The organism is Pseudoalteromonas sp. QJM3NY_12 (assembly GCF_056173165.1).
In genome coordinates this window covers 2220897-2245421 of the sequence record NZ_CM149661.1, presented here as the reverse complement: position 1 = coordinate 2245421, position 24525 = coordinate 2220897, and the positions used below count along the sequence as shown (strand labels likewise).

29 protein-coding genes are annotated in these 24525 nt (G+C 41.1%); 9 read left to right on the top strand and 20 right to left on the bottom strand.

All coding sequences use genetic code 11. The features are described from left to right. Positions 1–28 precede the first annotated feature (28 nt). Positions 29–910, top strand: a complete 882-nt coding sequence (locus AC0VZ5_RS10580; RefSeq protein WP_475472756.1) for a peptidylprolyl isomerase — start codon at positions 29–31, stop codon at positions 908–910. A gap of 33 nt (positions 911–943) precedes the next feature. Here AC0VZ5_RS10580 and queF read toward each other — a convergent pair whose 3' ends face one another. Beyond that, entirely contained in the window at positions 944–1789 is an 846-nt protein-coding gene (queF, locus tag AC0VZ5_RS10575) for an NADPH-dependent 7-cyano-7-deazaguanine reductase QueF (protein ID WP_055012787.1), read from the bottom strand. A 59-nt stretch (positions 1790–1848) separates the two neighbouring features. Between queF and syd the strand changes: the two genes are divergently transcribed. Further along, positions 1849–2388, top strand: coding sequence for a SecY-interacting protein (gene syd / locus AC0VZ5_RS10570; protein WP_010388242.1), 540 nt, complete (start codon positions 1849–1851; stop codon positions 2386–2388). 55 nt (positions 2389–2443) lie between these two features. Here the strand turns inward: syd and AC0VZ5_RS10565 are convergent, their stop codons facing one another. From AC0VZ5_RS10565 to AC0VZ5_RS10555, 3 genes are all read right to left on the bottom strand, one after another. Continuing rightward, positions 2444–3217, bottom strand: coding sequence for a Zn-ribbon-containing protein (locus tag AC0VZ5_RS10565; RefSeq protein WP_138622730.1), 774 nt, complete (start codon positions 3215–3217; stop codon positions 2444–2446). Positions 3218–3230: 13 nt separating this feature from the next. Continuing rightward, positions 3231–3500, bottom strand: coding sequence for a hypothetical protein (locus AC0VZ5_RS10560; protein WP_008109411.1), 270 nt, complete (start codon positions 3498–3500; stop codon positions 3231–3233). Positions 3501–3869: 369 nt separating this feature from the next. Beyond that, complete coding sequence (locus tag AC0VZ5_RS10555; protein ID WP_010388246.1) at positions 3870–4103, bottom strand: DUF2789 domain-containing protein; 234 nt, start codon at positions 4101–4103, stop codon at positions 3870–3872. 288 nt (positions 4104–4391) lie between these two features. Between AC0VZ5_RS10555 and AC0VZ5_RS10550 the strand changes: the two genes are divergently transcribed. Next, positions 4392–5042, top strand: a complete 651-nt coding sequence (locus AC0VZ5_RS10550) for a GNAT family N-acetyltransferase (protein ID WP_475472753.1) — start codon at positions 4392–4394, stop codon at positions 5040–5042. A gap of 603 nt (positions 5043–5645) precedes the next feature. On the opposite strand, the gene AC0VZ5_RS10545 is transcribed toward AC0VZ5_RS10550, so the two are convergent. Then, positions 5646–5945 carry a DUF3301 domain-containing protein gene (locus tag AC0VZ5_RS10545; protein ID WP_008109417.1) on the bottom strand — a complete coding sequence of 100 codons (300 nt, stop codon included), beginning with the start codon at positions 5943–5945 and terminating at the stop codon, positions 5646–5648. Then, a complete protein-coding gene (locus AC0VZ5_RS10540; protein ID WP_475472751.1) occupies positions 5946–6974 on the bottom strand; it encodes a DUF3549 family protein in 1029 nt (342 codons plus the stop codon). 103 nt (positions 6975–7077) lie between these two features. Between AC0VZ5_RS10540 and AC0VZ5_RS10535 the strand changes: the two genes are divergently transcribed. Genes AC0VZ5_RS10535 through AC0VZ5_RS10515 form a run of 5 tightly spaced genes read left to right on the top strand, consistent with a single transcriptional unit; the run spans position 7078 to position 10613 of the window. Then, positions 7078–7398: a YqcC family protein gene (locus AC0VZ5_RS10535; RefSeq protein WP_054202447.1), complete on the top strand. Its 321-nt coding sequence runs from the start codon at positions 7078–7080 to the stop codon at positions 7396–7398. After that, positions 7391–8155, top strand: coding sequence for a tRNA pseudouridine(65) synthase TruC (gene truC / locus AC0VZ5_RS10530; RefSeq protein ID WP_475472748.1), 765 nt, complete (start codon positions 7391–7393; stop codon positions 8153–8155). Before AC0VZ5_RS10535 ends, truC begins: the two co-directional genes overlap by 8 nt. Further along, positions 8155–8604 (top strand): flavodoxin, encoded by a 450-nt coding sequence (locus AC0VZ5_RS10525; protein WP_475472747.1) that lies wholly within the window; start codon positions 8155–8157, stop codon positions 8602–8604. Before truC ends, AC0VZ5_RS10525 begins: the two co-directional genes overlap by 1 nt. A gap of 15 nt (positions 8605–8619) precedes the next feature. Continuing rightward, entirely contained in the window at positions 8620–9495 is an 876-nt protein-coding gene (locus tag AC0VZ5_RS10520; RefSeq protein ID WP_198523448.1) for a nucleotidyltransferase family protein, read from the top strand. A gap of 44 nt (positions 9496–9539) precedes the next feature. Further along, a complete protein-coding gene (locus AC0VZ5_RS10515; protein ID WP_475472745.1) occupies positions 9540–10613 on the top strand; it encodes a phosphotransferase enzyme family protein in 1074 nt (357 codons plus the stop codon). A 111-nt stretch (positions 10614–10724) separates the two neighbouring features. Here the strand turns inward: AC0VZ5_RS10515 and AC0VZ5_RS10510 are convergent, their stop codons facing one another. From AC0VZ5_RS10510 to leuS, 14 genes are all read right to left on the bottom strand, one after another. After that, entirely contained in the window at positions 10725–10964 is a 240-nt protein-coding gene (locus tag AC0VZ5_RS10510) for an RNA recognition motif domain-containing protein (RefSeq protein ID WP_008109433.1), read from the bottom strand. Between the two features lie 138 nt (positions 10965–11102). After that, positions 11103–12068 carry a lipoyl synthase gene (gene lipA / locus AC0VZ5_RS10505; RefSeq protein ID WP_008109434.1) on the bottom strand — a complete coding sequence of 322 codons (966 nt, stop codon included), beginning with the start codon at positions 12066–12068 and terminating at the stop codon, positions 11103–11105. Further along, positions 12065–12718 (bottom strand): lipoyl(octanoyl) transferase LipB, encoded by a 654-nt coding sequence (gene lipB / locus AC0VZ5_RS10500; protein WP_198523446.1) that lies wholly within the window; start codon positions 12716–12718, stop codon positions 12065–12067. The genes lipA and lipB overlap by 4 nt, the downstream gene beginning before the upstream one ends. Before the next feature lie 19 nt (positions 12719–12737). Continuing rightward, positions 12738–13016 (bottom strand): DUF493 family protein YbeD, encoded by a 279-nt coding sequence (ybeD, locus tag AC0VZ5_RS10495; RefSeq protein WP_008109437.1) that lies wholly within the window; start codon positions 13014–13016, stop codon positions 12738–12740. A gap of 209 nt (positions 13017–13225) precedes the next feature. Continuing rightward, the gene (locus tag AC0VZ5_RS10490) at positions 13226–14386 is read right to left on the bottom strand and encodes a serine hydrolase (RefSeq protein WP_198523445.1); all 1161 of its coding nucleotides are present in this window, start codon (positions 14384–14386) and stop codon (positions 13226–13228) included. 54 nt (positions 14387–14440) lie between these two features. Continuing rightward, a complete protein-coding gene (locus AC0VZ5_RS10485) occupies positions 14441–15202 on the bottom strand; it encodes a septal ring lytic transglycosylase RlpA family protein (RefSeq protein ID WP_475472742.1) in 762 nt (253 codons plus the stop codon). Beyond that, entirely contained in the window at positions 15202–16308 is a 1107-nt protein-coding gene (gene rodA, locus AC0VZ5_RS10480) for a rod shape-determining protein RodA (protein ID WP_178956313.1), read from the bottom strand. The genes AC0VZ5_RS10485 and rodA overlap by 1 nt, the downstream gene beginning before the upstream one ends. Then, positions 16305–18185 carry a penicillin-binding protein 2 gene (gene mrdA / locus AC0VZ5_RS10475; RefSeq protein ID WP_475472740.1) on the bottom strand — a complete coding sequence of 627 codons (1881 nt, stop codon included), beginning with the start codon at positions 18183–18185 and terminating at the stop codon, positions 16305–16307. Before mrdA ends, rodA begins: the two co-directional genes overlap by 4 nt. Before the next feature lie 9 nt (positions 18186–18194). Next, positions 18195–18665, bottom strand: a complete 471-nt coding sequence (gene rlmH / locus AC0VZ5_RS10470; protein WP_413402580.1) for a 23S rRNA (pseudouridine(1915)-N(3))-methyltransferase RlmH — start codon at positions 18663–18665, stop codon at positions 18195–18197. 37 nt (positions 18666–18702) lie between these two features. Beyond that, a complete protein-coding gene (gene rsfS, locus AC0VZ5_RS10465) occupies positions 18703–19020 on the bottom strand; it encodes a ribosome silencing factor (protein ID WP_010388304.1) in 318 nt (105 codons plus the stop codon). 62 nt (positions 19021–19082) lie between these two features. Next, positions 19083–19712, bottom strand: coding sequence for a nicotinate-nucleotide adenylyltransferase (gene nadD / locus AC0VZ5_RS10460; protein WP_198523442.1), 630 nt, complete (start codon positions 19710–19712; stop codon positions 19083–19085). Between the two features lie 12 nt (positions 19713–19724). After that, positions 19725–20765 carry a DNA polymerase III subunit delta gene (gene holA, locus AC0VZ5_RS10455; RefSeq protein WP_475472736.1) on the bottom strand — a complete coding sequence of 347 codons (1041 nt, stop codon included), beginning with the start codon at positions 20763–20765 and terminating at the stop codon, positions 19725–19727. Further along, on the bottom strand, positions 20765–21256 hold the full coding sequence (locus tag AC0VZ5_RS10450) for an LPS-assembly lipoprotein LptE (protein WP_138622749.1): 492 nt from the start codon (positions 21254–21256) through the stop codon (positions 20765–20767). The genes holA and AC0VZ5_RS10450 overlap by 1 nt, the downstream gene beginning before the upstream one ends. 1 nt (position 21257) lies before the next feature. After that, positions 21258–23846: a leucine--tRNA ligase gene (gene leuS, locus AC0VZ5_RS10445; RefSeq protein WP_475472734.1), complete on the bottom strand. Its 2589-nt coding sequence runs from the start codon at positions 23844–23846 to the stop codon at positions 21258–21260. Positions 23847–24031: 185 nt separating this feature from the next. Between leuS and AC0VZ5_RS10440 the strand changes: the two genes are divergently transcribed. Beyond that, positions 24032–24490 carry a zinc ribbon-containing protein gene (locus AC0VZ5_RS10440; protein ID WP_475472732.1) on the top strand — a complete coding sequence of 153 codons (459 nt, stop codon included), beginning with the start codon at positions 24032–24034 and terminating at the stop codon, positions 24488–24490. Positions 24491–24525: the final 35 nt, after the last annotated feature.

Sequence of the window (24525 nt, the reverse complement as noted above, 5' to 3'; positions counted from 1 at the left end):
CCAATACCAATAATAAAAAGGAAAAGGTATGAAAAAATTCGTAATCACTATTATAGCGTCGGCTTTGCTCGGCGGATGTGTCCAGCAAAGCACTTTGCCATCAACGCCAGTTAAAAGCCTAACCAGTAGTGAGATTATTGCTGCTACAACAGATGAGCAATGGCGATGGGTAGATCCTGAGAATATTTTAAAACTAACTCTACCTACCGGTGCTGCGTATATTGAGCTCAATCCAGCGCTTGCGCCAAAACACAGTGCCAATATTAAAAAATTGGCACGACAGGGCTTTTATCAGGGCACTCATATTTATCGTTTTGTGGAAGGGTTTGTTGCTCAAGGTGGTGATAGCACGGGTAAAAAGTTAACTAAAACCAAAAATAGCACAGTACCTGCCGAGTTTTATTTAACCACCAATAAGCCGCTTATGATCACTGAAATGGGTGGAGATGGTTATGCACCAATAACCGGGTTTTTAAATGGTTTTGCGGTGGCGCAAAATGAAACACGTGATCAAACATGGCAAATTCATTGCCATGGTGTATTTGCAATGGCGCGCGGCAACGATATTAATAGTGCCAGCACGGAATTTTTTGTCACCATAGGGCAAGGTCCACGTTATTTAGACAAAAATATCACCGTATTTGGGCGAGTACTTACAGGTATGGCACATTTTCATCAGCTAGCGCGCACACCTAAAGGTGGTAGCGAGTTTAATCCTATTACAGATTTACAAGTATTAGCCGACGTTAGCAGCGATCACAGCCGATTTAAAGTAATGAAAACAGACTCAGATGCATTTAAACAGTTAATTTCAGCACGAGGTAGTCGTAGTGAGGAATGGTTTGCGTATAGCCATAATTACATTGATGTGTGTGGAATGCCTGTGCCAACTAAGCAACTTAACGATTAAAAAAAGGAGCCTCGGGCTCCTTTTTTGCTTAGCTTATTGACGGTTTATTTTTACCGCAAAAGGGGTATCGTTATGATGCGTTGAGCGATATGGATTAATATCAAGGCCGCCACGACGCGTATAGCGCGCGTAAACTTCAAGCTCTTTAATATTCAATTGAGTGGTTAAGTCGCTATAAATACGCTCCACACATTGCTCATGGAACTCATTATGGGTCCTGAACGAAATTAAATAGCGTAATAATGACTCACGACACACTTGCTCACCAGTATAACGAATAATAATGCTGGCCCAATCCGGCTGCGAAGTAATTAAACAGTTCGATTTAAGCAGGTGACTATGCAAGGTTTCGCTAACCACTTTATCGCTTTGTGATTTTAGAGAATGTGCATCAATATGGTAGTTATCTATTTCAATATCTAACTCATCAATACACTCACCTGGAAGCGGTGTGCAAGGAATACAATTATAATCATCAGCGCTGTATAAAGTTACCTTTACCGGGCTGTTTACCGCATTTGATAAGTCGTCAATTAAATGTTGCTTAACAATGTCAATACTTCCAAAGCGACTTTGGTTAAAGCTGTTCAGATAAAGCTTAAACGACTTTGACTCTATAATGTGACTACTTTGACATTCGAAAGTAAATATAGCCACCGCAACTTGTGGTTTGCCTTTGGTATTTAACCAAGATAGTTCGTAACCGGTCCAAATATCTTGGCCTTTGAATGGTAATGCGGCTTCATCAATACTCAACGCGTCGCGATTAAGCTTGCGAGCAATAGGAAAAAGCAAGCTGGGCGTGTATTGATCTACATACTCAGTAGATTGACCAAGTACGCTGCCTTTAAGATCGGGAGAATTGCTGTAATCTGTCATGTTTGCTCTTAAATAGTTACAATGGGGACATTATATCTAAATTAAATGAGTTTCACAGTATGTCTGTTGCAATGCAATTAGCCCAACTTCACCAACGCTTTAGTGAAAAAACTATCAAAAATACCCAAAAGCAGCCACTCATCGCCCACGATGAGCAATGGCCAAGTCCTTGTGAAATAGGCACAGCCGATGAGCACGGTATGATTCAATGGCAAGCGATAGTGAGAGAGCCTGCAGGTTCTTTGGCTGATCTCGCTAACGCATTAGAGCTTGAATTTCCTGATGAACTTAGCCAGTTTTATGGCCATATGTTTGCTGGCAGTATTTTAGCCAGCGTTGATGGCCATCAAGTAGAATTATTACAAGCGTGGAATGAGGATGACTTTGACTTACTGCAACAAAATATCACGGGTCATGTTTTAATGAAGCGAAAGCTAAAGCAAGCGCCAAGTGTTTTTATTGGTTTAACTGATCAAGATGATTTACTTGTTACGGTATTAGTGGAAACAGGTGAGGTGTGCCTAGAGTATGTAGGTAAAAAGCCACATCATGTACTCGCCAAAAACCTCAGTGAATTTATAGCGTCGTTGGCAGTATAATTATAAGGTAATTTTAAGGTGTGATGTTTTAGACATAGCACCTTAAGTATGGGATTTATTGAAAATCCCATGAAATATTAGACACTAAACCACACGGCTCACACCTAAAATCAAATAAACCAAACCACGGCTCAGGTAATTTCCATTCACCTTGGCAACTAGGGCATTTGCGCTTAAGCTCCGAGGCTTTATCGACACCACCTACACGATATAAGTAATAGTAAACAGGCTTTTTAGTTAAGAAGCTGATGCGTTTGCTTATATCTTTACCTCGGCGATACAAATCACTTTGCGTGCTGGCTATTTCCTCTAGTGCAGGAAATTCACAGCGAGTTGCGCCATTAATTTGAATTTGATCGCATGCTTGCCAATCTTCTTGCCATTTAATCAGGGTTTTATAATCGCCATTGGCAATTGCTGGAATATTAAATAGCGGAACGGGTAAAAAGTCATCGCCACAATACAGTGGGCTGCAGGTGTGCACATACGTAGTATATAAAATATAGCTTGAGGGATCTTTACAACCATCGGCACCGTTTGAGTGAATGTCTTGACCTATTATTTTCACCTTTGGTGCTAACAAGCCTGCATCATGAAGCTTTTCAACACTGTGCTTTACAAATGCACTGTTGTTAAGAGGGTGCATAGCATCCTCGGTCGGACACATAACGCGAGTGATAAAATAGCCATCTTTCAAAACCGTCGGAAATTCTTCTCCAATGATTTGGCCATTAAAACGTAATGCATTTACCAAGCGATTTATTGCTTGCTCGGCTTGCTCTAAGGTGGTGTCTTGGTAGCAGTCAAATGTTAAATCAACAACAAACATTTATAGTCTCAAATTATTTTGGCGCGAGTAATGTCAGTAATTGATCTAACTTTTGCTCAATTCTATCTAATTGAGAGTTGTTCTGATCTTCATTACTGACACTTTGCTTGGGGGTTTTCATTAAATTATAAATTGAATCAGGATTATTCTTATATTGACTCACCGCAGCAATAATAACCGGCATTGGGGTCGGTGTTGTTAAACGACTTTTAGTTAGTGCAACAGTGGGAACTTTGCCTTCATCAAGAAGGACTTTTATAGCTTCAAATACAGCAGCGTTCATTCAATTATAACTCTTTTATAAAGTAAGCTCGCAACATAGACGCTGCGAGCGGGTATGGTATCAATAAAGTGGCTAAGGCACATTAAAATGCGCATTAAATTAGGGCCTGTTGACCTTTCAAGGTTAAATTTGCAGCAGTCTGTTTGGTATTTAGGCAAGGCAGCGCCTATGTGGTGTGGTTATTCCCCATAAATAGGCGATAACGCAACATCAATACCAAACAGGCGCTGCCCTTTGGGTTCTACCTAGGGGCGATTTACTCTTTGTTGCTCGGTTTTTACTTAGCCCACTAGGTTACAAACCTCGCGCCGCGATAAAACCGCCCCTAGTTTGAACAAATTTTAATCCGCAAAGATCAACAGGCCCTAATTATTTTTGACGAAGACGTACGTCTAATTCATCTATTACTTCACTCCAATCGCCATCAACCGCTAGTGATTCGGCAATGAAATGTTGTTGGGCTTCATCCCAAAAGGGAGCATCTTGCAACAAGGTCGTATCGGCAATGGAGTGCGAGGCAATAAATGCATCTATTTGCGCATCCGAATCCGGCAGTCCTAGTTGGGCGAACAAGGTATTAATTGTATGTTTTGTTGTATCCATAATAATGCTCCTAAATGAATTAATATGTATTAACTCTAGGGGGGAATGGTATATCTAGCCAGTTTAACCCTTACTGAATTTACGCTTTATTTATTCAGTAGTAAGTCGCTAAAGCATGATCTGACTCAATGCAGTGGATGAGCGTACTAACTAAAATGTAAATTCGCTTATTTGTCTCACTTAGGTATATAGTTATATAAGCATTTGGTCATCGTTGTAGTTCAAAATTAATCCCAAACAAGTTACGCGGCGTAATGACAACGGGTATAAAATAATAAAGGAAATAAAATGACAGCCACAGCAGAATCGACAGACGCCTTTAGTGTTCAGCATATTGCACCAGAGGATATAAGCACAGCAGCCAGCCTAATTTATCAGGCATATCAAAACGATCCTATTTTACAAACTCTGCTAGGATATAACGAAGACAACCCGCTCGATTATGAAAAAAAACTACGTGCACTTATTCGTGAAGAGCTCAGTAGCTTTTGGCAAGAGAAGCAGCCTTTAATCGGCCTTTACCGCAATGATAAATTAAAAGCGGTTGCCTGTGTGTTTGAGTCAAATAGCCAATTACAAGCTGAGCGTTATTGGCATTGGCGATTAAAACTGATGCTAAGTGCAGGTTATTTACAAACGAATCAATTAATTGAAAAAGAAAAAACCATTCGTGACGCCTTAAAGCCGCAAGGGAATTATTACTTTTTAGCGTTTATTGCGGTTGATCCACACTTTCACGGGCAAGGGTTTGGTCGCACTTTACTTAAAGGTTTAGATGGCTTAATACACGATAATCCTGAGTTTTCTGGTATAGCGGTATTTGTAACTCGTGACGAGCATACGAAATTTTTTAAATCGCAAGGCTTTGAGCACTTTAAACAACTTTCATTTAACCAAGTTAAGGGTGAATTACTATTTAAAGTTGCTAATGCTCAATAAAGGTAGTTGTTCATAATGGCGTATCTGTAAGCCTATGTTCCAAATCGGGCACACCAGTGTGAGATATATCCCACATTAGTGTGCTCTTTGTCAGTTTAAATCCATTATTTATCCGTTTATAAGCATCAAGCTTCTGTTATTTATAGCTATTTTAGTTTTTTCAATTTTGTGACATTAAATTTTTTAGTTTTCCTCACTATTATACCCAGCCGTTTGGTTTAAACTTTACTTTGTCAAGACGACATAGCTCAATGACTGAGCTAATGCCATGGATATGGAATCAGGCAGCATAGTAGTGACTAGCAGGAAGCGTAAAGGACAAGTTAACACGGATGCAAGGATGAAACAGGAAGTACATGAAGTACTAAAATAGCTAGGAGCTATTTAAAGGATACCAAGGATGATGCGATAGGACATTGCAGGAGCGTTAGTTTACGCAGGACGGCCAAGGCGGCAAGAGGATATTGCAGGATGCAATGGAGGGCTAACAGGGTAGTTTGCTCGTTCAGTGGATGATAAACAAGGATCAGGTAAAGGATACCTTACAGGATGTTGGCAATTAGGGCGTAACTGAGGTTACGCCTTGGTTTTTTGTTACAAAAATTATATCTTATGTGGTGGCACAACCACACTTTTTAGCTTTTCATCTTCCATGATTAACACTCCCTGATAAGCATTTTCACCATCGCTTGAAAATTCAAAAATAAATTCGCTTTTCATGCCCGGTTTACCACTTTTTAAAATGCCAAACCGACGCTTGCTACAAGCCACACTCATTAGTTGTACCTGCAATTGCTCACTTTGGCGTTTGGCATGAACGTTCGCTGCTTCGGCTATTTTACGATTTAGCCAAAAAAAATAAATTACAGCCCCAATAAGTATGAACGTCCATAAACTAGCCATTTAAGAGAATAACCTTCCAATTGCGCGAGCTAACGTCTCGCTTCTGTTTTCTTTACGTAGTAATGCTAATAAATGTGGGCGAATAGTTGGAATTGCAACTAAATCTGCAAAAATGCTGGGAAATAACTCAGTTATTTTCTCATGGTGCGCACAGTTATCCATAAATACATGCAAACGCTGTGGCTCTTCTAATTGTTTAAAGCAGCGACCTGCAATAGTTAATAAAATGTCTGAGTCTTGCCCAAGCGTAGATTCTAAAGCGCAGTCAACCAGTTGTGCGCTAAGCCCTGTTGCTTGCCCTGATGATATGGCGCGAAGCGCGGCAGAAGCCGTAACCACATCATTATTCTTTAGGGCGGTTTGTCCATAACTTAACATTAACTCACTTAACGTGGGTGGTATTTCGATGTGTTCAAGCATTGCGCTTAATGGTTGTAATACTTCAACAGGTAAATTAGGCCACGCAGCGTGTAAGTGTTTTAAGTTATCAGCACTGTTGAGGCGATAAGCAAAATCAGCAATGCCTTGTAGTGCCACACTTTGCCAATTATCAAAACCAATCTGGCCACTAAAATAAAGCTGGGCATGCTCATAATACTGTGAGGCTGGTTGTTTTAATAACACTTTAACTTGTGCATTAAACGCCGCTAATTTATTAGCATTAGGAGTAAATACGTACGGGTTATTATCGAGTTTGCCATCGGCTTGTTCGCCGGTAATTTCTGTTCCTAGTGCTTGAATTACCATGTCTGCAAAGTGGTCGCGGCTGGCACTAACGAGTTTACTTTGTTCATCAAGTGGGAATTTTAAAAACCACACATAGGGTTCTTTGCTAGCTTTACTGTCCCAAAATTGAATTGCTAGCCATGCATGGCCTGCTAATGGGTAAGGGTAAGGAACTTGTGCTTGTTCAACAGCTAAAAATTGTTGTTTATCAAGCTTGGTAATATGCCTGCCAATATCAAAAGCACGCCATTGAGTTCCTGCACCGTCTAAAAGCTGGCCTAATGTGGCTATATGTTCACTCATGAATTTCCAACTGTTTTTACTACAAAATTACGCTAATTATACGCCATAGCGACTGTTGAGGGAACAGGGTATAATTGTGCAATATACAAAGTAAAGGGTGATTATGACTGAGCAAACCCAACTCTATTTAACACAATTAACTGCGCTACTTAAAAAGTATCAGCTTTGGCAGAATGAGCCGATTGACTCTGCATTGTTGCATTCAAGCGTCCCTTTTTGCCATGATACGCTTGCATTTGAACAGTGGTTACAGTTTGTATTTATAGAAAAAATTCAACAGATTATTACAATGAAACAACCGTTACCGCGTAATTTTGCGATTGCTCCTATGGCGCAAATGACACTCATTGATAAATCCGGAAGCGAAGAGATTATTTCTTTGCTGACGCAATTAGATTCATTGCTTGGAGAGTCAGATGACTGAACGTCCAGCGCCAGTTGAATATGGCGAACTGAACATTATCTATCAAGATGAGAACTATGTAGCGATTGATAAACCATCAGGCTTACTTGTTCATCGCTCCTTTTTAGACAAGCATGAAACTCAATTTGCAATGCAAATGCTACGCGATCAACTCGGTCAGCATGTGTTTCCTGTGCATCGCCTTGATAGGCCAACATCGGGTGTGTTGCTGTTTGCTCTAAGCTCAGAAGCCGCGCGTGATATGAATCAGCTGTTTATTGAAGGTACGATCTCAAAGCGTTATTTAGCTTTAGTACGCGGATTTGCGCCTGAATCTATTTTTTTAGATAAACCGTTAAAAGAAGAGCTAGACAAAATTGCTGATAAATTTGCCGATCAGAATAAAGATGCTCAAGAAGCACAAACTCAGTTTAATTGTTTGCATCAAGCTGCGTTGCCTATCCCTATAGGAAAATACCCAACAGTTAGGTATTCTTTGGTAGAGTGTTTCCCTAAAACAGGGCGTAAACATCAAATTCGTCGCCATTTAAAGCATTTGTCGTTACCGATAATTGGCGATGTTAATCATGGTGATAACCAGCACAATCAGTTTTTTAGAGAACACTTTTCTCTTAGGCGATTAATGTTATTTGCCACAGAACTGCGTTTTGTACATCCTTACAGTAATGAATCGATAATAATTAAAGCGCCACTAGGTGATGCAATGTTGAGTATTTGCAACCAGTTAGGGTGGCCAAGCGAAGAAAAGGATTATTAATGGCACATATTAGTATTTTTGTAGGCAGCGTGTATGGTGGTGCTGAACGCTTAAGTGAGCAAATAAGTGATACCATTGAGCAAGCCGGCCATCAGGTAAGCGTATTTGTAGAGCCAAGTTTAGAAGATCTAAAAAATGCGTCGCATATTTTAATAGTTACTTCAACAACAGGACAAGGCGATATACCCGCTAACTTGGCAGAGCTTTATAATCAGCTTAACAACACCTTTCCAATGTTAACTAATAAGCCATTTGGCATTGTGGCTATGGGTGATAGAAGTTATGGTGATACGTTTTGCGTAGCAGGGCGTAGCTTTGATGAACTATTACGTGACTTACAAGCTAAACCTGTGGGTAATCGATTAGAAATTGATGCCTGTGAAGACTTTGAGCCTTGGCCTGTCACCGAACCGTGGTTACAAACTTGGCTTGGTAAATTACCCTCTTAAATGCGCAGACTCTAAATGAAAAAACATAAACTGAGTTTAATTGTGCTTGCAGGTGGCTTAGGTAGTCGCTTTGGTGGCAATAAACAAATTGCAGAGATTCCAGGGCTAAATTGCACTATTATGGAACTGAGTATTATTGATGCGTATCGCGCAGGGGTGACGCAGGTGGTGCTGATCATAAACCAAGCGGTACGCAGTGAAATAGAGCGTACTATTTTGCCGCGCTTGCCTAGTGATCTTGATGTGGTGCTGGTGGAGCAACACATTGAACAGGTGCCCGAGCAGTTTAAAGCAACACTTTGCCAGCGAGTAAAGCCTTGGGGCACAGGTCATGCTCTGTTGTGTGCCAAAGCCCACATTAATAACCCCGCTATTGTGATCACTGCCGATGACTATTATGGCAAATCTTCGTTTGTATTACTGAGTGAGCACTTTAAAAGAAGCGCTGAATGGGCAATGGTAGGGTATCCGATTATTGATACTCTTTCTGAGCACGGTGGTGTTAATCGTGGGGTATGTAATATTGCGGATGGAAAGCTTGTTGCCGTAACCGAGTATTTGAATATTCAACAACAGTCTGAGCATATTTTTGGCGACAACCCACAGGGTTTACGTGAGAAAATTAGCCCAAACTCCCTAGGCTCGATGAGTTTTTGGGGGATCACCCCCTGCTTTTTTGACTATTTGCAACAAGGCTTTGAAACGTTTTTACAGCAATATAACGTGAATACTCAGCAAGAGTACTACTTACCTGATCAAATCCAGAAAGCCATTAATGTAAAAGCACAGCCTGTATTTGTATACACTGCAAAAGAGCCTTGGTTTGGTGTTACCTATAAATCAGAACTGACAAGCATTGCGGCTACTTTGTGCGCATTACGTCAAGCGTAGCTATTAAATTATTGTCGCCTTGGGCGAAAAGAGTGAAGTAGAAAATGAATACAGTTCCTATAGAAGTTTATTTATCTGAGAGTTTTGGCCTTGACGAGAAGCATGCGAGCATAAAACCCATAGGCAGTGGGCATATAAATACTACTATGTTATTAAGTACTTCTAAGCGGTCACTGGTTGTACAAAAGCTCAATACGGTGGTGTTTCCAAAACCACAGTTACTTGTTGATAATGCGCGATTAATAGAGCAACACTTAAGTAAAAAACAACAAGCAGGTGAATTCAATCTAGCAATAATACGCCATGTAGCGACGACTCAGAATGACTATTTAGTTAATAATGATGATGATACTTGGCGAGCACTTGAGTTTATTGGTGGCAGTTATAGTGAAGATGTGGTTAATACTGCTAGCCAGGCACAAACAGCGGCCAATGCATTTGGCCAATTTGCGCAAGCGCTACAAGACTTTGACGCGAACAATTTACATGCGGTTATTCCTAATTTTCATAACTTGGCCATGCGTGCAGAAGTCTTCAAGCAAGTGGTTAGCACCGATCCTCATAAACGTTTGGCTCATTGTCAGGAAGAGGTTGATTTTTGCCTGTCGCAGCTTTCACTTATCGATGAGCTTAATGCCCTTGAGGGAAAAGTGCCTATTCGTGTGTGCCATAACGATACTAAAATAAACAACATGCTATTTTGCTTAGACTCTAATAATGCAAAAGCGGTGATAGATTTAGATACCTGTATGCCTGGTTATTGGCTTAATGATTTTGGTGATATGGTCAGAACATTTTGCTCTGCAGAGCAAGAAGATTCAACGGCGCTTGAAAAGGTAGGTGTTCGTGAAGATATTTTTGCAGCGATTGTGAAAGGCTATGTTGAGCCACTAAAGGGGGTATTAACGCCCGCCGAGAAACAAAGCTTTTGGTTAGGTGCTAAAGTAATGCCCTTTATGATTGGCTTACGCTTTTTAACTGATTATATAGATGGTGATAATTACTTTAGCGTTAAGCATAAGAGACACAACTTAGATCGCGCAAAAAACCAATTTGCCTTATACAAGGATATAGTAAGTAAGCAGCAGGTCTTAAAGGAGATTTTGACTCAGGTATAAACCCAATTAATTATATTGCTCAAAGCGTTATAACTAAAACTTTGAGCAATATAAATTGAGGTTAAACATTGAAAGTATGTGTTAACTTCCAACATCTCAATTTTTTACTTATTAAGCATCCGCTAGTTTTACACGGATTTTGCTTTTGTCTACTGTGGTTTGATTAAGCGCTTTAATTGCGCCTTTAACTTCAATGTCATTAGGCATTTCTACAAAGGCAAAGCCTTTAGATTGGCCTGTTTCTTTATCGAGTACCAAGTTACAGGTGGTCACTTTACCGTGAGCCGTAAATAACGTACGAAGTTCATGCTCAGTAGTGGCACGTGATAAGTTACGAACTAATAATTTCATATATAACCTAAATAATGGGTTCAAGCATAATTATCTCAAGTAACCTTGCTTTAACCTAACGTTATTTTATAAACAGTAAAAATAACTATTAAAAAACAAAAAACCGCCTAATGGCGGTTTTTTATACATTGCGAGAGATTACTTTACTTCTTTACCCGCTGCTTGTTGATCTGCATGATAGCTTGAACGTACAAACGGGCCTGAAGCGGCGTGTGTAAAGCCAATTTCATCAGCATATTCTTTTAATGCGTCAAATTCAGCTGGTGGCACGTAACGCTTAACGGGTAAGTGATGCTTAGACGGTTGTAGGTATTGCCCTACAGTAAGCATATCAACGTTATGAGCACGTAAATCGCGAAGTACTTCCTCGATTTCGCTAATTTCTTCACCAAGGCCAACCATTAAGCCTGATTTTGTTTTAACCTCAGGATGGGCTTCTTTAAAGCGACGTAATAATTCAAGAGACCATTTATAGTCAGCACCTGGGCGCGCAAGTTTGTATAAACGTGGCGCCGTTTCTAGGTTGTGATTAAATACATCTGGCGGCGTTTCAATTAAAATTTCTAACGCTCTGTCCATACGGCCACGAAAATCGGGCACTAAAATCTCAATGGTAATTTCTGGGTTATGCTTACGAATTTCGCGGATACAATCGGCAAAGTGCTGAGCACCACCGTCACGTAAATCATCACGGTCTACAGAAGTAATAACCACATAGCTTAACTTCATGTCTTTAATGGTCAGTGCCAGCTTTTCAGGCTCAGCGGCATCAGGTTTTAATGGGCGACCATGTGCAACGTCACAAAATGGACAACGACGTGTACAAATAGCCCCTAAAATCATAAAGGTCGCTGTACCGTGGTTAAAACACTCTGATAAGTTAGGACACGAAGCTTCTTCACATACAGAGTGAAGGCCATGCTTACGCATTGCTTGTTTTATGCCGTCAATTCGCTCGGTTGACTTAGGTAAGCGAATTTTAAGCCACTCTGGCTTACGGAGCATTTCGGTTTTTTCTGTTGGTAAAACTTTAACGGGGATCAACGCCATTTTTTCTGCGTCGCGTAGTTTTACACCTGGTTCCATTTTGACTGGTTTATTCATTCGTTTTCAAACCCTTCAGTATGCTTAACCTGTGTTGCATTAAGCTTCTTGATCATGTGTTTTACCAGCCCTTCACCTGCAGCTTCAAGGTTTTGAGGGCCATTTAGTTCTTTAGTTTGCACCATATTCATGCCCGCATAACCACATGGGTTGATGCGTAAAAATGGACTTAGATCCATATTAACATTTAATGCCAAGCCATGAAATGAGCAGCCACGACGAACTCGTAAACCTAAAGAAGCAATTTTACTGTCGTTAACGTAAACACCAGGAGCATCCGCTTTCGCGTATGCATCTATGGCGAACTCTGCAAGGGACTCAATGATGCACTCTTCAAGCCAAGTAACTAGCTCTCGCACCCCAATTTTTAAACGACGTAAATTAAATAATACATACATCATTTGCTGACCAGGGCCGTGGTAAGTCACCTGCCCACCGCGGTCAACTTTAATCACTTCAATGTCACCTGGGGCGAGTAAGTGCTCATCTTTACCGGCTTGGCCTTGGGTAAATACACTTTCATGCTCTACTAACCAAATTTCATCTGGCGTATTTTCATCACGGGTGTCGGTAAAGTCTTGCATTTTTTGCCAAATCGGCATGTAACGCTGACGACCTAGTTGGCGTACGATTAGGGTGTTTTCGTTCACAGCAAATCTCAACTATAGCTTAAAGCATATGGCGCACGTCATCGATATTGCTGATCACGTTGTAAATTTCTTCAATGTGTTTGCCGCTTGTTACTGTGGCTACTAAAGTGACTGACTCATAGTTACCTTTACTGCTCGGTTTTACTTTTGGCGCATAATCACCCGGGGCGATAGGTTGTAACTTTTCTAAAATTTGATCAGTTAAGTTTACGTTTGCTAAACCCATAATTTTAAATGTAAACGGGCAAGGGTACTCTAGGTACTCATCAAATTTAGTGTTTTTAACAGGTTCAACCACGACGGGAACTCCTCAAACAAAAGTGTTGGCTCAACGAATACGTTAAGCTTAAAACTGACAGGCTAATGACAATCTTGAAATGATGTTACTTTTGACCTAAGCCAACGACAGTCATTCAATACGATTGGTATATATGGGGCGCATTCTAGCACTTTTCAAGCAAAAAAAAACGCCTCACAGAAGAGGCGTTCATATTACTTTACTCGTGCTTACATTATTTGTAAGCGTAAGTAGTCATATATTTTGCTGAAGAAGCTACCTTCTTGTATTTCTTCAAGTGTAACTAGCGGATATTGTGCAATATCTTCGCCTTCAAGTTGTAAAAACAGCGTGCCTACTTTAGTGCCTTTAGCTAAAGGTGCTTCAAGCGTATCGTCAAGCTCAAAGTTTGCTTTCAGGTTTTTATGTTGGCCACGAGGGATTGTAATAGGGGTGTCTTCTAAAATACCTAAAGAGACATTCTCTTTATTACCCATCCAGATGCGTTGCTCTGCAAAACTATCGCCAGCTTTGTAAGGCGTAATTGTTTCAAAAAAGCGGAAACCGTAGTTAAGCAGTTTTTTACTTTCAACTTTACGCGCACGCTCACTTGAAGTACCCATAACTACCGCAATTAAACGCATGTCGTTTTTCGTTGCCGAGGTTACTAAGCTGTAACCCGCATCAGATGTATGGCCTGTTTTAATACCATCTACATCTAAGCTTTCATCCCATAACAACGAGTTACGGTTATATTGCTTTATACCATTGTATGTAAATGACTTTTCTTTATATAGTGCATATTCGTCCGGCACGTCTCTGATTAAGGCTGCACCAAGTGTGGCCATATCGCGTGGCGTTGTGTAGTGCTCGTCTGTATCAAGACCGTGACTATTAATAAAGTGAGTATTTGTCATGCCTATCTTTTCAGCATGGGCATTCATTAAATCTGCAAAGGCACTTTCGCTGCCTGCAATATGCTCAGCCATGGCAACACAGGCATCATTACCTGATTGCACAATAATACCGTGATTAAGTTCATCTACACTTACTTGCTTACCCACTTCAATGAACATTTTAGATGATTCAGGAAAGTTTTTTGCCCACGCTTTTTCACTGATAGTTACCATATCGGTGGGTGCGATATTACCCGCATTTATTTCTGTACCAATTACATAACTAGTCATCATTTTAGTTAAGCTAGCAGGAGCAAGTTTTGTATCAGCTTCACCTTCTACAATCACTTTACCTGTGGTGAAGTCCACCAAAAAGTAACCTTTAGCATTAACTTGAGGAGGGGCTGGAATAATTTGTGCGGTGGCTGAAAAGACGGCGGCAGAACAGACTAAGCCGCAAACACCAGTAAGAATTTTATGTTTAATAGATTTCATCATACTCATTAATGGTTAAAGTTAAAAATATGCATTCTCCCTATTCTAAAGGGCTTACTGAGTGTAAAGCAAGAACGCGTTCTGAAATTGATTTTGTTTTAATGTTTCTAATACTTGTTGCGCGTGTTGGGCATCTTTTATCGGCCCTAAGTGCAATCTATAAATAGCGTCTTTTTCGACGATATTTGTTGGTAATTTATACTGCTCTCGTAGTGTGTGTGCCAATGCTTCTATGTTGGCTAAGGTACTGCCGGCTGCTACTTGAACATAGGTTTTTCGTGCACGGGTATCTGCGAGGGTAATCGCTTCAAGCTTAACCTTTGCTGTACCGTATTTATGGTAGCCAAGTTTATAGGCAGCAGCATAGGAAAGATCAATGATTCTATCATCATGAAAGGGCCCACGATCATTAACCCGTACTATAACAGATTGGCCATTGGCTGTATTTGTTACGCGCACAAAACTCGGTAATGGTAAGGTTTTATGGGCTGCCGTCATAGCAAACATATCGTAAACTTCGCCGTTAGAGGTATGATAACCATGAAACTTTCGGCCATACCATGAAGCAATTCCCGTTTCTGAATAACCCGTTTCATCGAGCATAGGGGTATAACTTTTGCCTAATACTTCGTAAGGGCGTGTGGTGCTTGCGCTTTTTACTACCTGAGTGACAATAGCATCTTGCATCTCTAATTCGGTCGGTGCCCGCAGTGGTGCGGCATCATGACGCATACTATAACGGCTATTTGAACTGCTGCACGCACTCAAAAAAAGGCTAAAGAGTACAATGATTATAAGTTGTTTATAAAGGCGCATTATTTTAAGAGCATCCTTTTATCTGTGGCAATCGACATAATAATGCCAAATGCAGCCATTAAGGTAACCATTGAGGTGCCACCATAGCTAATCAATGGTAATGGCACACCTACAACGGGTAACAAGCCCGAAACCATGCCAATGTTTACAAAAATATAAACGAAAAATGTCAGAATGAGTGAGCCCGCGAGTAACTTGCCAAAGGCATCTTGGGCATTAACGGCAATATAAAGTCCGCGACCAATAATGAATAGGTATAGGCTCAGTAAAACACACACACCGAACAGGCCAAACTCCTCACTCAGTACTGAAAAAATAAAATCAGTATGTCTTTCAGGTAAAAATTCTAGTTGTGATTGTGTGCCTTGCAACCAGCCTTTGCCTTCTATACCGCCTGAACCAATCGCTATTTTTGATTGGATTATATGATAGCCAGAACCAAGCGGATCGCTCTCTGGATCTAAAAAGGTCAGTACTCTTTGCTTTTGATAATCGTGCATACCATAGTGCCAAAAAGGCCATGCCGCTAAGGCAACAACAGAGCTTAAGAAGCCAATTAAACGCCAACTCAAGCCAGATAAAAACAACACAAATACACCTGAACTGGCAATCAAAATTGAGGTGCCCAAATCAGGCTGTTCTTTTATAAGTAGAGTAGGTAGCATAACAATGGCAAAACCAATCACTAAATGCAGCGCTCGAGGGGGTAAATGATTACGGCCAATATACCAAGCCACCATCATAGGAACCGCTAATTTCATCAGCTCTGAGGGTTGAAAGCGGGTGATGCCTAAATCTAACCAGCGTTGCGCACCTTTGGAGCTCACACCAAATAGGAGTACTCCAACCAGCATGAGTAGTCCTAAGCAATACATAGGGATGACTAAGCGTTTTAAAGTTGCTGGAGGGATTTGTGCTAACACAAACATACCAATAATAGCACCAGCCATACGGGTACCGTGGCGCATCATCATTGCAGAGTCTTGGCCAGAGGCACTGTAAACAATTGTGATGCTGCCTGCCATCATTAGTAATAAAGCAATAAAAAGCGGCAAATCAATATGCAAGCGCAGCCAAATAGAACGCTTATCATGTAAAGCCGTCATGGAACTTTACTCCCTGATGATTGAATGGGGTTAGCAGCAAAATAGTAATCCATTAATTGGCGCGCAATTGGGGCACCTACTGAGCTGCCGCCCCCAGTATTTTCTACCACAATAGAGACAACGATTTGAGGGTTATCGTATGGGGCAAAACCGACGTAAATGGCGTTATCACGCTGGCGCTCTTTAAGTGCATCGGCGTCATAGCGCTCGCCTTGAGCAATACTGACCACTTGGGCGGTACCGGTTTTACCTGCTGGGTCGTACGTAGCCCCTTTAAACGCGCGATGTGCTGTACCGGTAGTCTTTTTAACCGTGTTATGCATGGCATCAATAGCAATTCGCCAGTTATCCTCGTTATTAAGAACAACAGGTGGCTTTTCTTCATTATTGAGCTGGGTAATTTGGTCTTCTTTTTTAGCTACTTGCACTAAATGAGGAGGGTGATTTATCCCTCTGTTAACTAAAATATTAGTGGCATTAGCTATTTGAATCGGGGTGGCAGTCCAATAACCTTGGCCAATCCCGACAGAAATAGTATCGCCACGCCACCATGACTCTTTAAAACGATCTTCTTTCCACTCTTTTGAGGGTAAAATAGCGGTTGCTTCTTCATGTATATCAATACCTGAAAGTTCACCAAAGCCAAAACGCGCCATAAAGTTACTTATTTTAGTGATCCCCATACGGTACGCTGCATCATAAAAATAAGTATCGCATGACTCTTCTATGGCTTTGTAAACATCAACATGACCATGGCCCCAACGTCGCCAATCGCGCCATTTATGCTTTACGTTTGGTATTTGAAAAAAACCGGGATCCCACATGGTGGTGGTTTCTTGCACTATATTTTCTTCTAATGCCAAAATAGCCATGTGCGGCTTAATAGTCGATGCTGGTGCATAGCGTCCTTGAGTGGTACGGTTTATAAGCGGGAGATCTGGATTAAGTAGGGCTTTGTAGTCTTTGCTGCTAATACCGTGCACAAATAAATTTGGGTCATAACTTGGGTTTGAATAAAGCGCTAGAACGCCGCCATCTTTTGCATCCATTACCACAATAGCGCCGCGCATATCTTTAAGTGCATGTTGGGCTATTTGTTGTAAACCAATGTCGAGAGTAAGTACTAAATCATCCCCCGGCTGCGGTGGTTCCATGTTTAAGGTGCGAATAATACGGCCACGGTTGTTTACCTCAACTCGCTGTGAGCCGACCTGACCATGTAGTAACGGCTCGTAATATTTTTCGATACCCAGCTTGCCAATATCATGAGTGGCTCTGTAATTGGTGGCTTCATCTTGTTGCTCAAGTTTGTTTAGCTCTTTTCTATTGAGCTTAGCAACGTAGCCTAATGCATGGGTTAAGGTATCGCCAAAGGGATAATATCTCGCTAGGCGCGCTTCAATACTAAACCCTGGAAATTTATGTTGGTTTACTGAAAACATCGCTACTTCGTTTTCGTTCAAGCGAGCTTTAAGAACTTGGCTTTTAAAGCGGCGAGTATGCTTTATATCATCAAGGAAATCTGCTTGTTGTTGCTCGGTGATTTCAATAATTTTGCTGATAGACTTCAAAGAGGCGGTTAAATCATCAACTTCTTCGGGGATCACTTCAAGGTTATAAACGGGCTTATTTTCAGCTAGTAAAACACCGTTTCGGTCGTAAATTAAACCTCGATTAGGTGCAATAGGAATTACTTTTATACGGTTGTCGTTAGAGCGGGTTTGATAATCTTGGTGATCGTCAACTTGAATGGTGTACAAGTTAGACAATAATATGGCTACTAGGGCTAATATAAATATAAAACCCACAAATGCACGCCGAGCAAATAAATTAGCTTCTGCTGAGTGGTCGCGAATAGTGGGTCTTCGTTTTAGCATGGCAAGAAACTACTCGCGATGATAAGGGTGGTTGTTATTTAAGCTCCAGCCCCTGTAAAGGCTTTCAGCAACAATAATGCGTACTAAAGGGTGCGGGAGTGTTAAATTAGACAACGACCACTTTTGCTCAGAGGCTGCAATACACTCGGGAGCTAAGCCTTCTGGACCGCCAATCAGTAAACTGACATCGCGGCCGTCAAGTTGCCACTTTTCCATGTTTTTTGCAAGCTGGTGAGTATCCAGTGGTTTACCAGTTACTTCTAGTGTGACAATACGATTACCTTTGGGTATGACGGCTAAGGTTTTTTCACCTTCGATGTGTAAAATACGCTTTATATCTGCGTTTTTACCACGTTTACCTGCAGGTATTTCGATTAGTTCCAGTGCCATATCTTTGGGAAAGCGGCGCTGATATTCTGCAAAACCTGTTTCTACCCATGCTGGCATTTTTGTACCAACAGCAATCATTTGTATTTTCACGACGTTACTTCCAAGCGTTGTCTAAAATAGGGAGCTATTAGCCCCAAAGCTTTTCTAGATCGTAATAGCTACGTGCTTGATCTTGCATAACGTGAACAATCACATCACCTAAATCAACTAATGCCCATTCGCCATCGCTTTGGCCTTCGTAGCCTAATGGCTCTTCACCAGCGTGACGAGCTTCTTTTGCTAAGTTATCAGCAATTGACAATACATGACGTCTTGATGTGCCTGAACATACAATCATGTAATCGGTTACGTCTGAAGTGCCAGTTACGTCAAGTTGAATCACATCACGTGCTTTCATATCGTCAATTTTGTCTAGTGCAAAAGCGAGTAGTTGTTTCGAATCCAAGGTTTTGTCTCAATTTAAAATTTAATAGCGGTTATTTTAACACGCCGAGGGGTTTATACCAATCACTCTTGATAAAGCTGGTGCTGCTCAATATAGTGACTCACGGTGTCGGGTAATAGTTCACTCTTTTTAATACTTTTTTTAAGCGTTTGACGGATAGTGCTGGATGCAGCATCCAGTTGCTTACCTTCTAAAAAGTAAAGGTGTCCGCCATTTTTTTCGTTCAGTAGGGAAATATCGTTGCTCATAGCCTGCTGTTTGTAGTTTTTAAGTTCACCTTGTACATCACAGTTTTGACCTGGGCGTTGATACACCACTATATGGCATAGACGAGTTATTGTTTGCCATTGATACCATTTATCAAGGTTGTTGAATGAGTCCATTCCAATCAAAAATAGAATCGGGGTATCGGGATTTTCTGCTCTTAGTTCTTGCAAGCTTAATAAAGAATACGACGGGCCGCTGCGTTTTAGTTCTCGTAAATCAAGCTTAAACTGCGAATATGGTTTAATTGCGGTTTTAAGCATTGCAATACGATGCTCGGTGCTGATCCCCGGTGCCGCTTTGTGTGCGGGTATTGCACAGGGCATAAAATAGAGTGAGTGTAATTTAAAGGTCGCAACGCATTGCTGCGCCATATTAAGGTGTCCCAAATGAATGGGGTCAAAAGTGCCACCAAAAATTGCAATCATGGTATTTTTCCTTTACTGACGGTTAGTATGACACGGCAGTGGAATATCGAGCGGCTGGCAAAATTTAATACAAATATGTGCTAATGCTTGATAGGGGGCAATTAATACACCTTGTTTGTAGCTTGCATCAAATAATGCCAGTTCACTGCTAATACTTTCAAGGGTGTGAATATTTAGTCTGTTTATCGCTGTTTGTACCGGCGCTTGCTGATTTTTCCAAATCGCTTTTTGTTTAAACAGGGTCGCTAATGACTCACCCTGCAGTAACCCTTGTTGTACACCTATTAAGGTATTTAAATCTTTATTGATGGCCCACAAAATACTCACTACTTCAGTGTTATCACTGGCAAGCTTATTTAATACTTTTATTGCTTGTGAAGTATGGCCGTTTAAAAGGGCATCACTTAAATCAAAAATATCGAATTTAGATTGGTTTAGTAGCCCTTGCATTACCAGTTGCTGAGTAATAAGAGCGTCACCATGTATTAGCGACAGCTTTTCAAGCTCTTGGAAACAGGCCAGTAAATTGCCTTCAGTGGCATTAATTAAACTGAGCTTAGCCTCGTTTTGTAAATTAAGTGACAAGCGTTGGCACTGTTCATCAAGCCAACGTTTTAAGTGATTACCACTAAGCGGATAGCAAGGTACAAATAGCCCTTGCTTATCGAGTGCTTTAAACCACGCACCGCGTTGCACATCTTGGCTTGCTTTGGCGCCTTTAACAATTAAAATGGTGTCAGGGTTTTCGAGCTCAACGACCTTTTTAAAGGTGTTTGCGCCGGGTGTACCAGGTTTTTGCTGGTTCAAATCAAGCTCAATAATCGTACGCGCACTAAATAACGACATACTTTGGTATTGCGCAATGATTTCTTGCCAATCAAAGCCTTGGGCTAAAGTGAATTTAATTACTTCATCAAAGCCTTGCGCTTTTGCGCTGTCGCGAATGAGCTGTACACATTGCGCTTCTTGAAAAGGTTCTTCACCAAAAACCAAATAAAAAGGTTTTAACCCCTTTTTTAATTCGCTAGGCAGCTGATTTGCATAACAACGCATTATAGTTGCGACAACTCTCTAACAATTCGACGACTCGCTTGCTGGCGAATTTCGCTGATCAGTAGTTCAAGCTCTTTTGCTTTAGCTAGTGCGTTGTCAGGATCATCTTGGTAATTACGGTAAAGCTCAAAACGTTTTTCAATGGCTTCTTGTTTTGGGCGTTTTACAACATAACTCACACTGTATGCCAGTTCATATTCAGCTACTTGTCCGTTTTGAAACAACGACAAGGTTTGGCGCTCTAGCTGCTCTTTAAATAAATAAAGTTGCGCAGACTGTTTACTAGCAGGGACTAAAGTGACATCGCTCATAGTCAGTTCTGTTTGCAAATAGCTAAACAAAGCTGATTTTTGATCATCACCCACCAAGGTTAGCTGTTTTAAATCATCGGGTAGGCTTGATGCTTTTTTAAGGTGAAAGCCACAGCTCGATAACAAAAAACAGACTAGCGCTAAGGCTAGTCCGTTTTTAATGGCATTTAAAGTAGCCATATTAGTTAGCTACCACGTTAAGCAATTTACCTGGTACATAAATTACTTTGCGGATTGTTGCACCATCAGTAAATTTAGTGACGTTAGATTCTGCAAACGCGAGTGCTTCTACTTGCTCTTGCGTTGCATCAGCTGCAACCGTTAGTTTTGCACGTAATTTACCGTTTACTTGTACGATGATTAATTTTTCATCTTCAACTAGGGCAGATTCGTCAACTTTTGGCCATGCTGCATCTAAAATATCACCTTCTTTACCTAGATCTTGCCATAACTGATGCGATAAATGCGGTGTTATTGGTGCTAGCATAATAAGCAATGCTTCTAATGCCTCGTTAGCAATGGCAACATCTTGAGTATCGTTTAATGGCGCTTTTAATAACTTATTAGACAGCTCCATAATTGCGGCAATTGCAGTGTTGAATGTTTGACGACGTTCAACATCATCGCTCACTTTTGCAATCGCTTTATGTAGCTCACGGCGAAGTACTTTTTGCGGATTTGTAAGCGCCGATTTATCAAGTGCTTGGAAGCCAACCGTTTTAACATCTACCGCGTATTTCCATACACGTTTTAAGAAACGGTGCGCGCCTTCAACCCCTGAATCTGACCATTCAAGCGTTTGCTCTGGTGGTGCAGTAAACATCATAAACAAACGCACGGTATCTGCGCCGTATTGAGCAATTACTTCTTGTGGGTCTATGCCGTTGTTTTTCGACTTAGACATTTTGCTCATGCCAGATGAGAACACAGGATCACCGTCTTTTTTATGCCATGCCTTGGTTACGCGGCCTTTTTCGTCGGTTTCGGTATTAACATCGCTTGGCGAAATCCATATATCGCCGCCTTTTTCATCTTTACGATAAAACGTTTCAGCTAATACCATACCTTGACAAAGTAAGCGGTCGAATGGCTCGTCTGAATTAACTAAACCAAAGTCACGTAATAATTTGTGGAAAAAGCGCGAATACAATAAATGTAAAATTGCGTGCTCAATACCACCAATGTATTGGTTTACTGGTAGCCAATAGTTAGCGGCTGCTGGGTCTAACATACCCTCGTCATGGCGCGGGCTACAGTAGCGAGCGTAATACCATGATGACTCCATAAAGGTATCAAAAGTATCAGTTTCATGAGTGGCTGGTACACCATTTACAGTTGTTTTAGCCCATTCTGGGTCCGCTTTAATTGGTGAGGTAACGCCATTCATTACCACATCTTCTGGTAAACGCACTGGTAGCATATCTTCAGTGGCAGCAAGCTCATTACCATTCTCATCACTCAGCATTGGAATTGGCGAACCCCAGTAACGCTGACGGCTTACACCCCAATCGCGTAGACGGAAGTTTACTTTACGCTCTCCCACACCTAATGCTTCTAGCTTGTCGGCAACAGCGTTAAAGGCGTTTTCAAAATCAAGGCCATCAAATTCACCTGAGTTTACTAATACCCCTTTTTCGGTGAATGCTTCTTGAGCTAGGTTTACTTCAAGCTCAGAGCCTTCAACTGGCGCAATAACTTGTTTAATATCTAGGCCGTAAGCTGTTGCAAATTCAAAGTCACGTTGGTCGTGCGCAGGTACTGCCATTACCGCACCTGAGCCATAATGCATTAATACAAAGTTGGCAACCCAAATTGGTAGTTGCTCGCCCGTTAATGGGTGAGTGGCGTAAAAGCCTGTTGCAATACCTTTTTTCTCCATGGTTGCCATGTCTGCTTCAGCAACTTTGGTGTTTTTGCATTCTTCAACAAACATTGCAATCGCGTCGCTATTTTTAGCCGCTTCTTGTGCAATAGGGTGGCCACCAGCAACGGCTAGGTATGTTACGCCCATAAATGTATCTGGGCGTGTTGTGTATACGCTAAATTTTTCGTTGTTATCGGTACGGGTAAATTCTATGTCTAAGCCTTCAGAACGACCAATCCAGTTGCGCTGCATGGTTTTAACTTGTTCAGGCCAGTCTTCTAATTTGTCTAAATCGTCTAATAGCTCTTGTGCGTAGTCGGTAATTTTAATAAACCACTGTGGAATTTCTTTTTGTTCCACTACCGCACCTGAGCGCCAACCGCGGCCGTCAATTACTTGCTCGTTAGCTAATACAGTTTGATCGACCGGATCCCAGTTAACCGTTGACATTTTTTTGTACACTAGGCCTTTTTCGTAAAGCTTAGTGAAAAACCATTGTTCCCATTTGTAATATTCTGGGTGGCAGGTTGCAATTTCGCGATCCCAATCGTAGCCAAAACCCAATTGTTTAAGTTGGTTACGCATGTAGTCAATATTTTCGTAAGTCCACTTTGCAGGGGCTGTTTTATTTTTAATAGCCGCGTTTTCTGCAGGTAAACCAAACGCATCCCAACCCATAGGTTGCATTACGTTTTTGCCTTGCAAGCGCTGGAAGCGAGAAACCACGTCACCAATGGTATAGTTACGCACATGACCCATATGCAGTCGACCACTTGGGTAGGGAAACATTGAGAGGCAATAGTATTTTTCTTTGCTCTCATCTTCTGTGGCTTTAAATACTTGGTTTTCTTCCCAGTAGCGTTGGACTTTTGACTCTATGTCTTGTGGGTTATATTGCTCTTGCATTTACGTTTCCAAACTTCTTGCATACTAATAAAAAATTGTCGATAGGATACCCCAAATAAAGCGCTATTCACAGCGTCAAAGCGGCGCTTTTTGTAAAATTGCGAGTAAATTAGTTTTCAGTACAGGTTAACCTATACTTATCTATGATATAGAGTAAATCAGTAGACGTTTTGAAGGAGTATAAAATGGCAGATTACAGAACATGGCTTAGTGATTTATCCGATTGGTTAAAAGATGTCAAAGAGCATGAAGTTAAAGCCGCATTAAAGCGATTTATTGAATCTGAGCAGGCACTTAAAGATTTAGGTGAAGAAAAATACCAGCTTTATCGTAATTACTTAATGCGTGACATTTCTCACCTACAAGAAAATAATAGCTACTATAATTCGCTTGCATGGCAGGAGCTTAAGGAGTCATTGTGGTTTGAGCTTTCTCATATTGAAGACAAAACACAGCTTGAATGGCAGTCATTAAGTGAAGATTTTAAGCACAATGGCGTTTATCACGCAGGTGAATGGATAGCCATGGGCACATTAGTATGTAAGAATTGCAACCATAGTTATGATGTTTACCACGCAACGCAAATTATTCCTTGCACGCAGTGTGATGGCATCTATTTTAGCCGCCAGGCTTTACAACCCTAAATATAAGTATTGAGTGGCTGTAAGCCACTCAATAT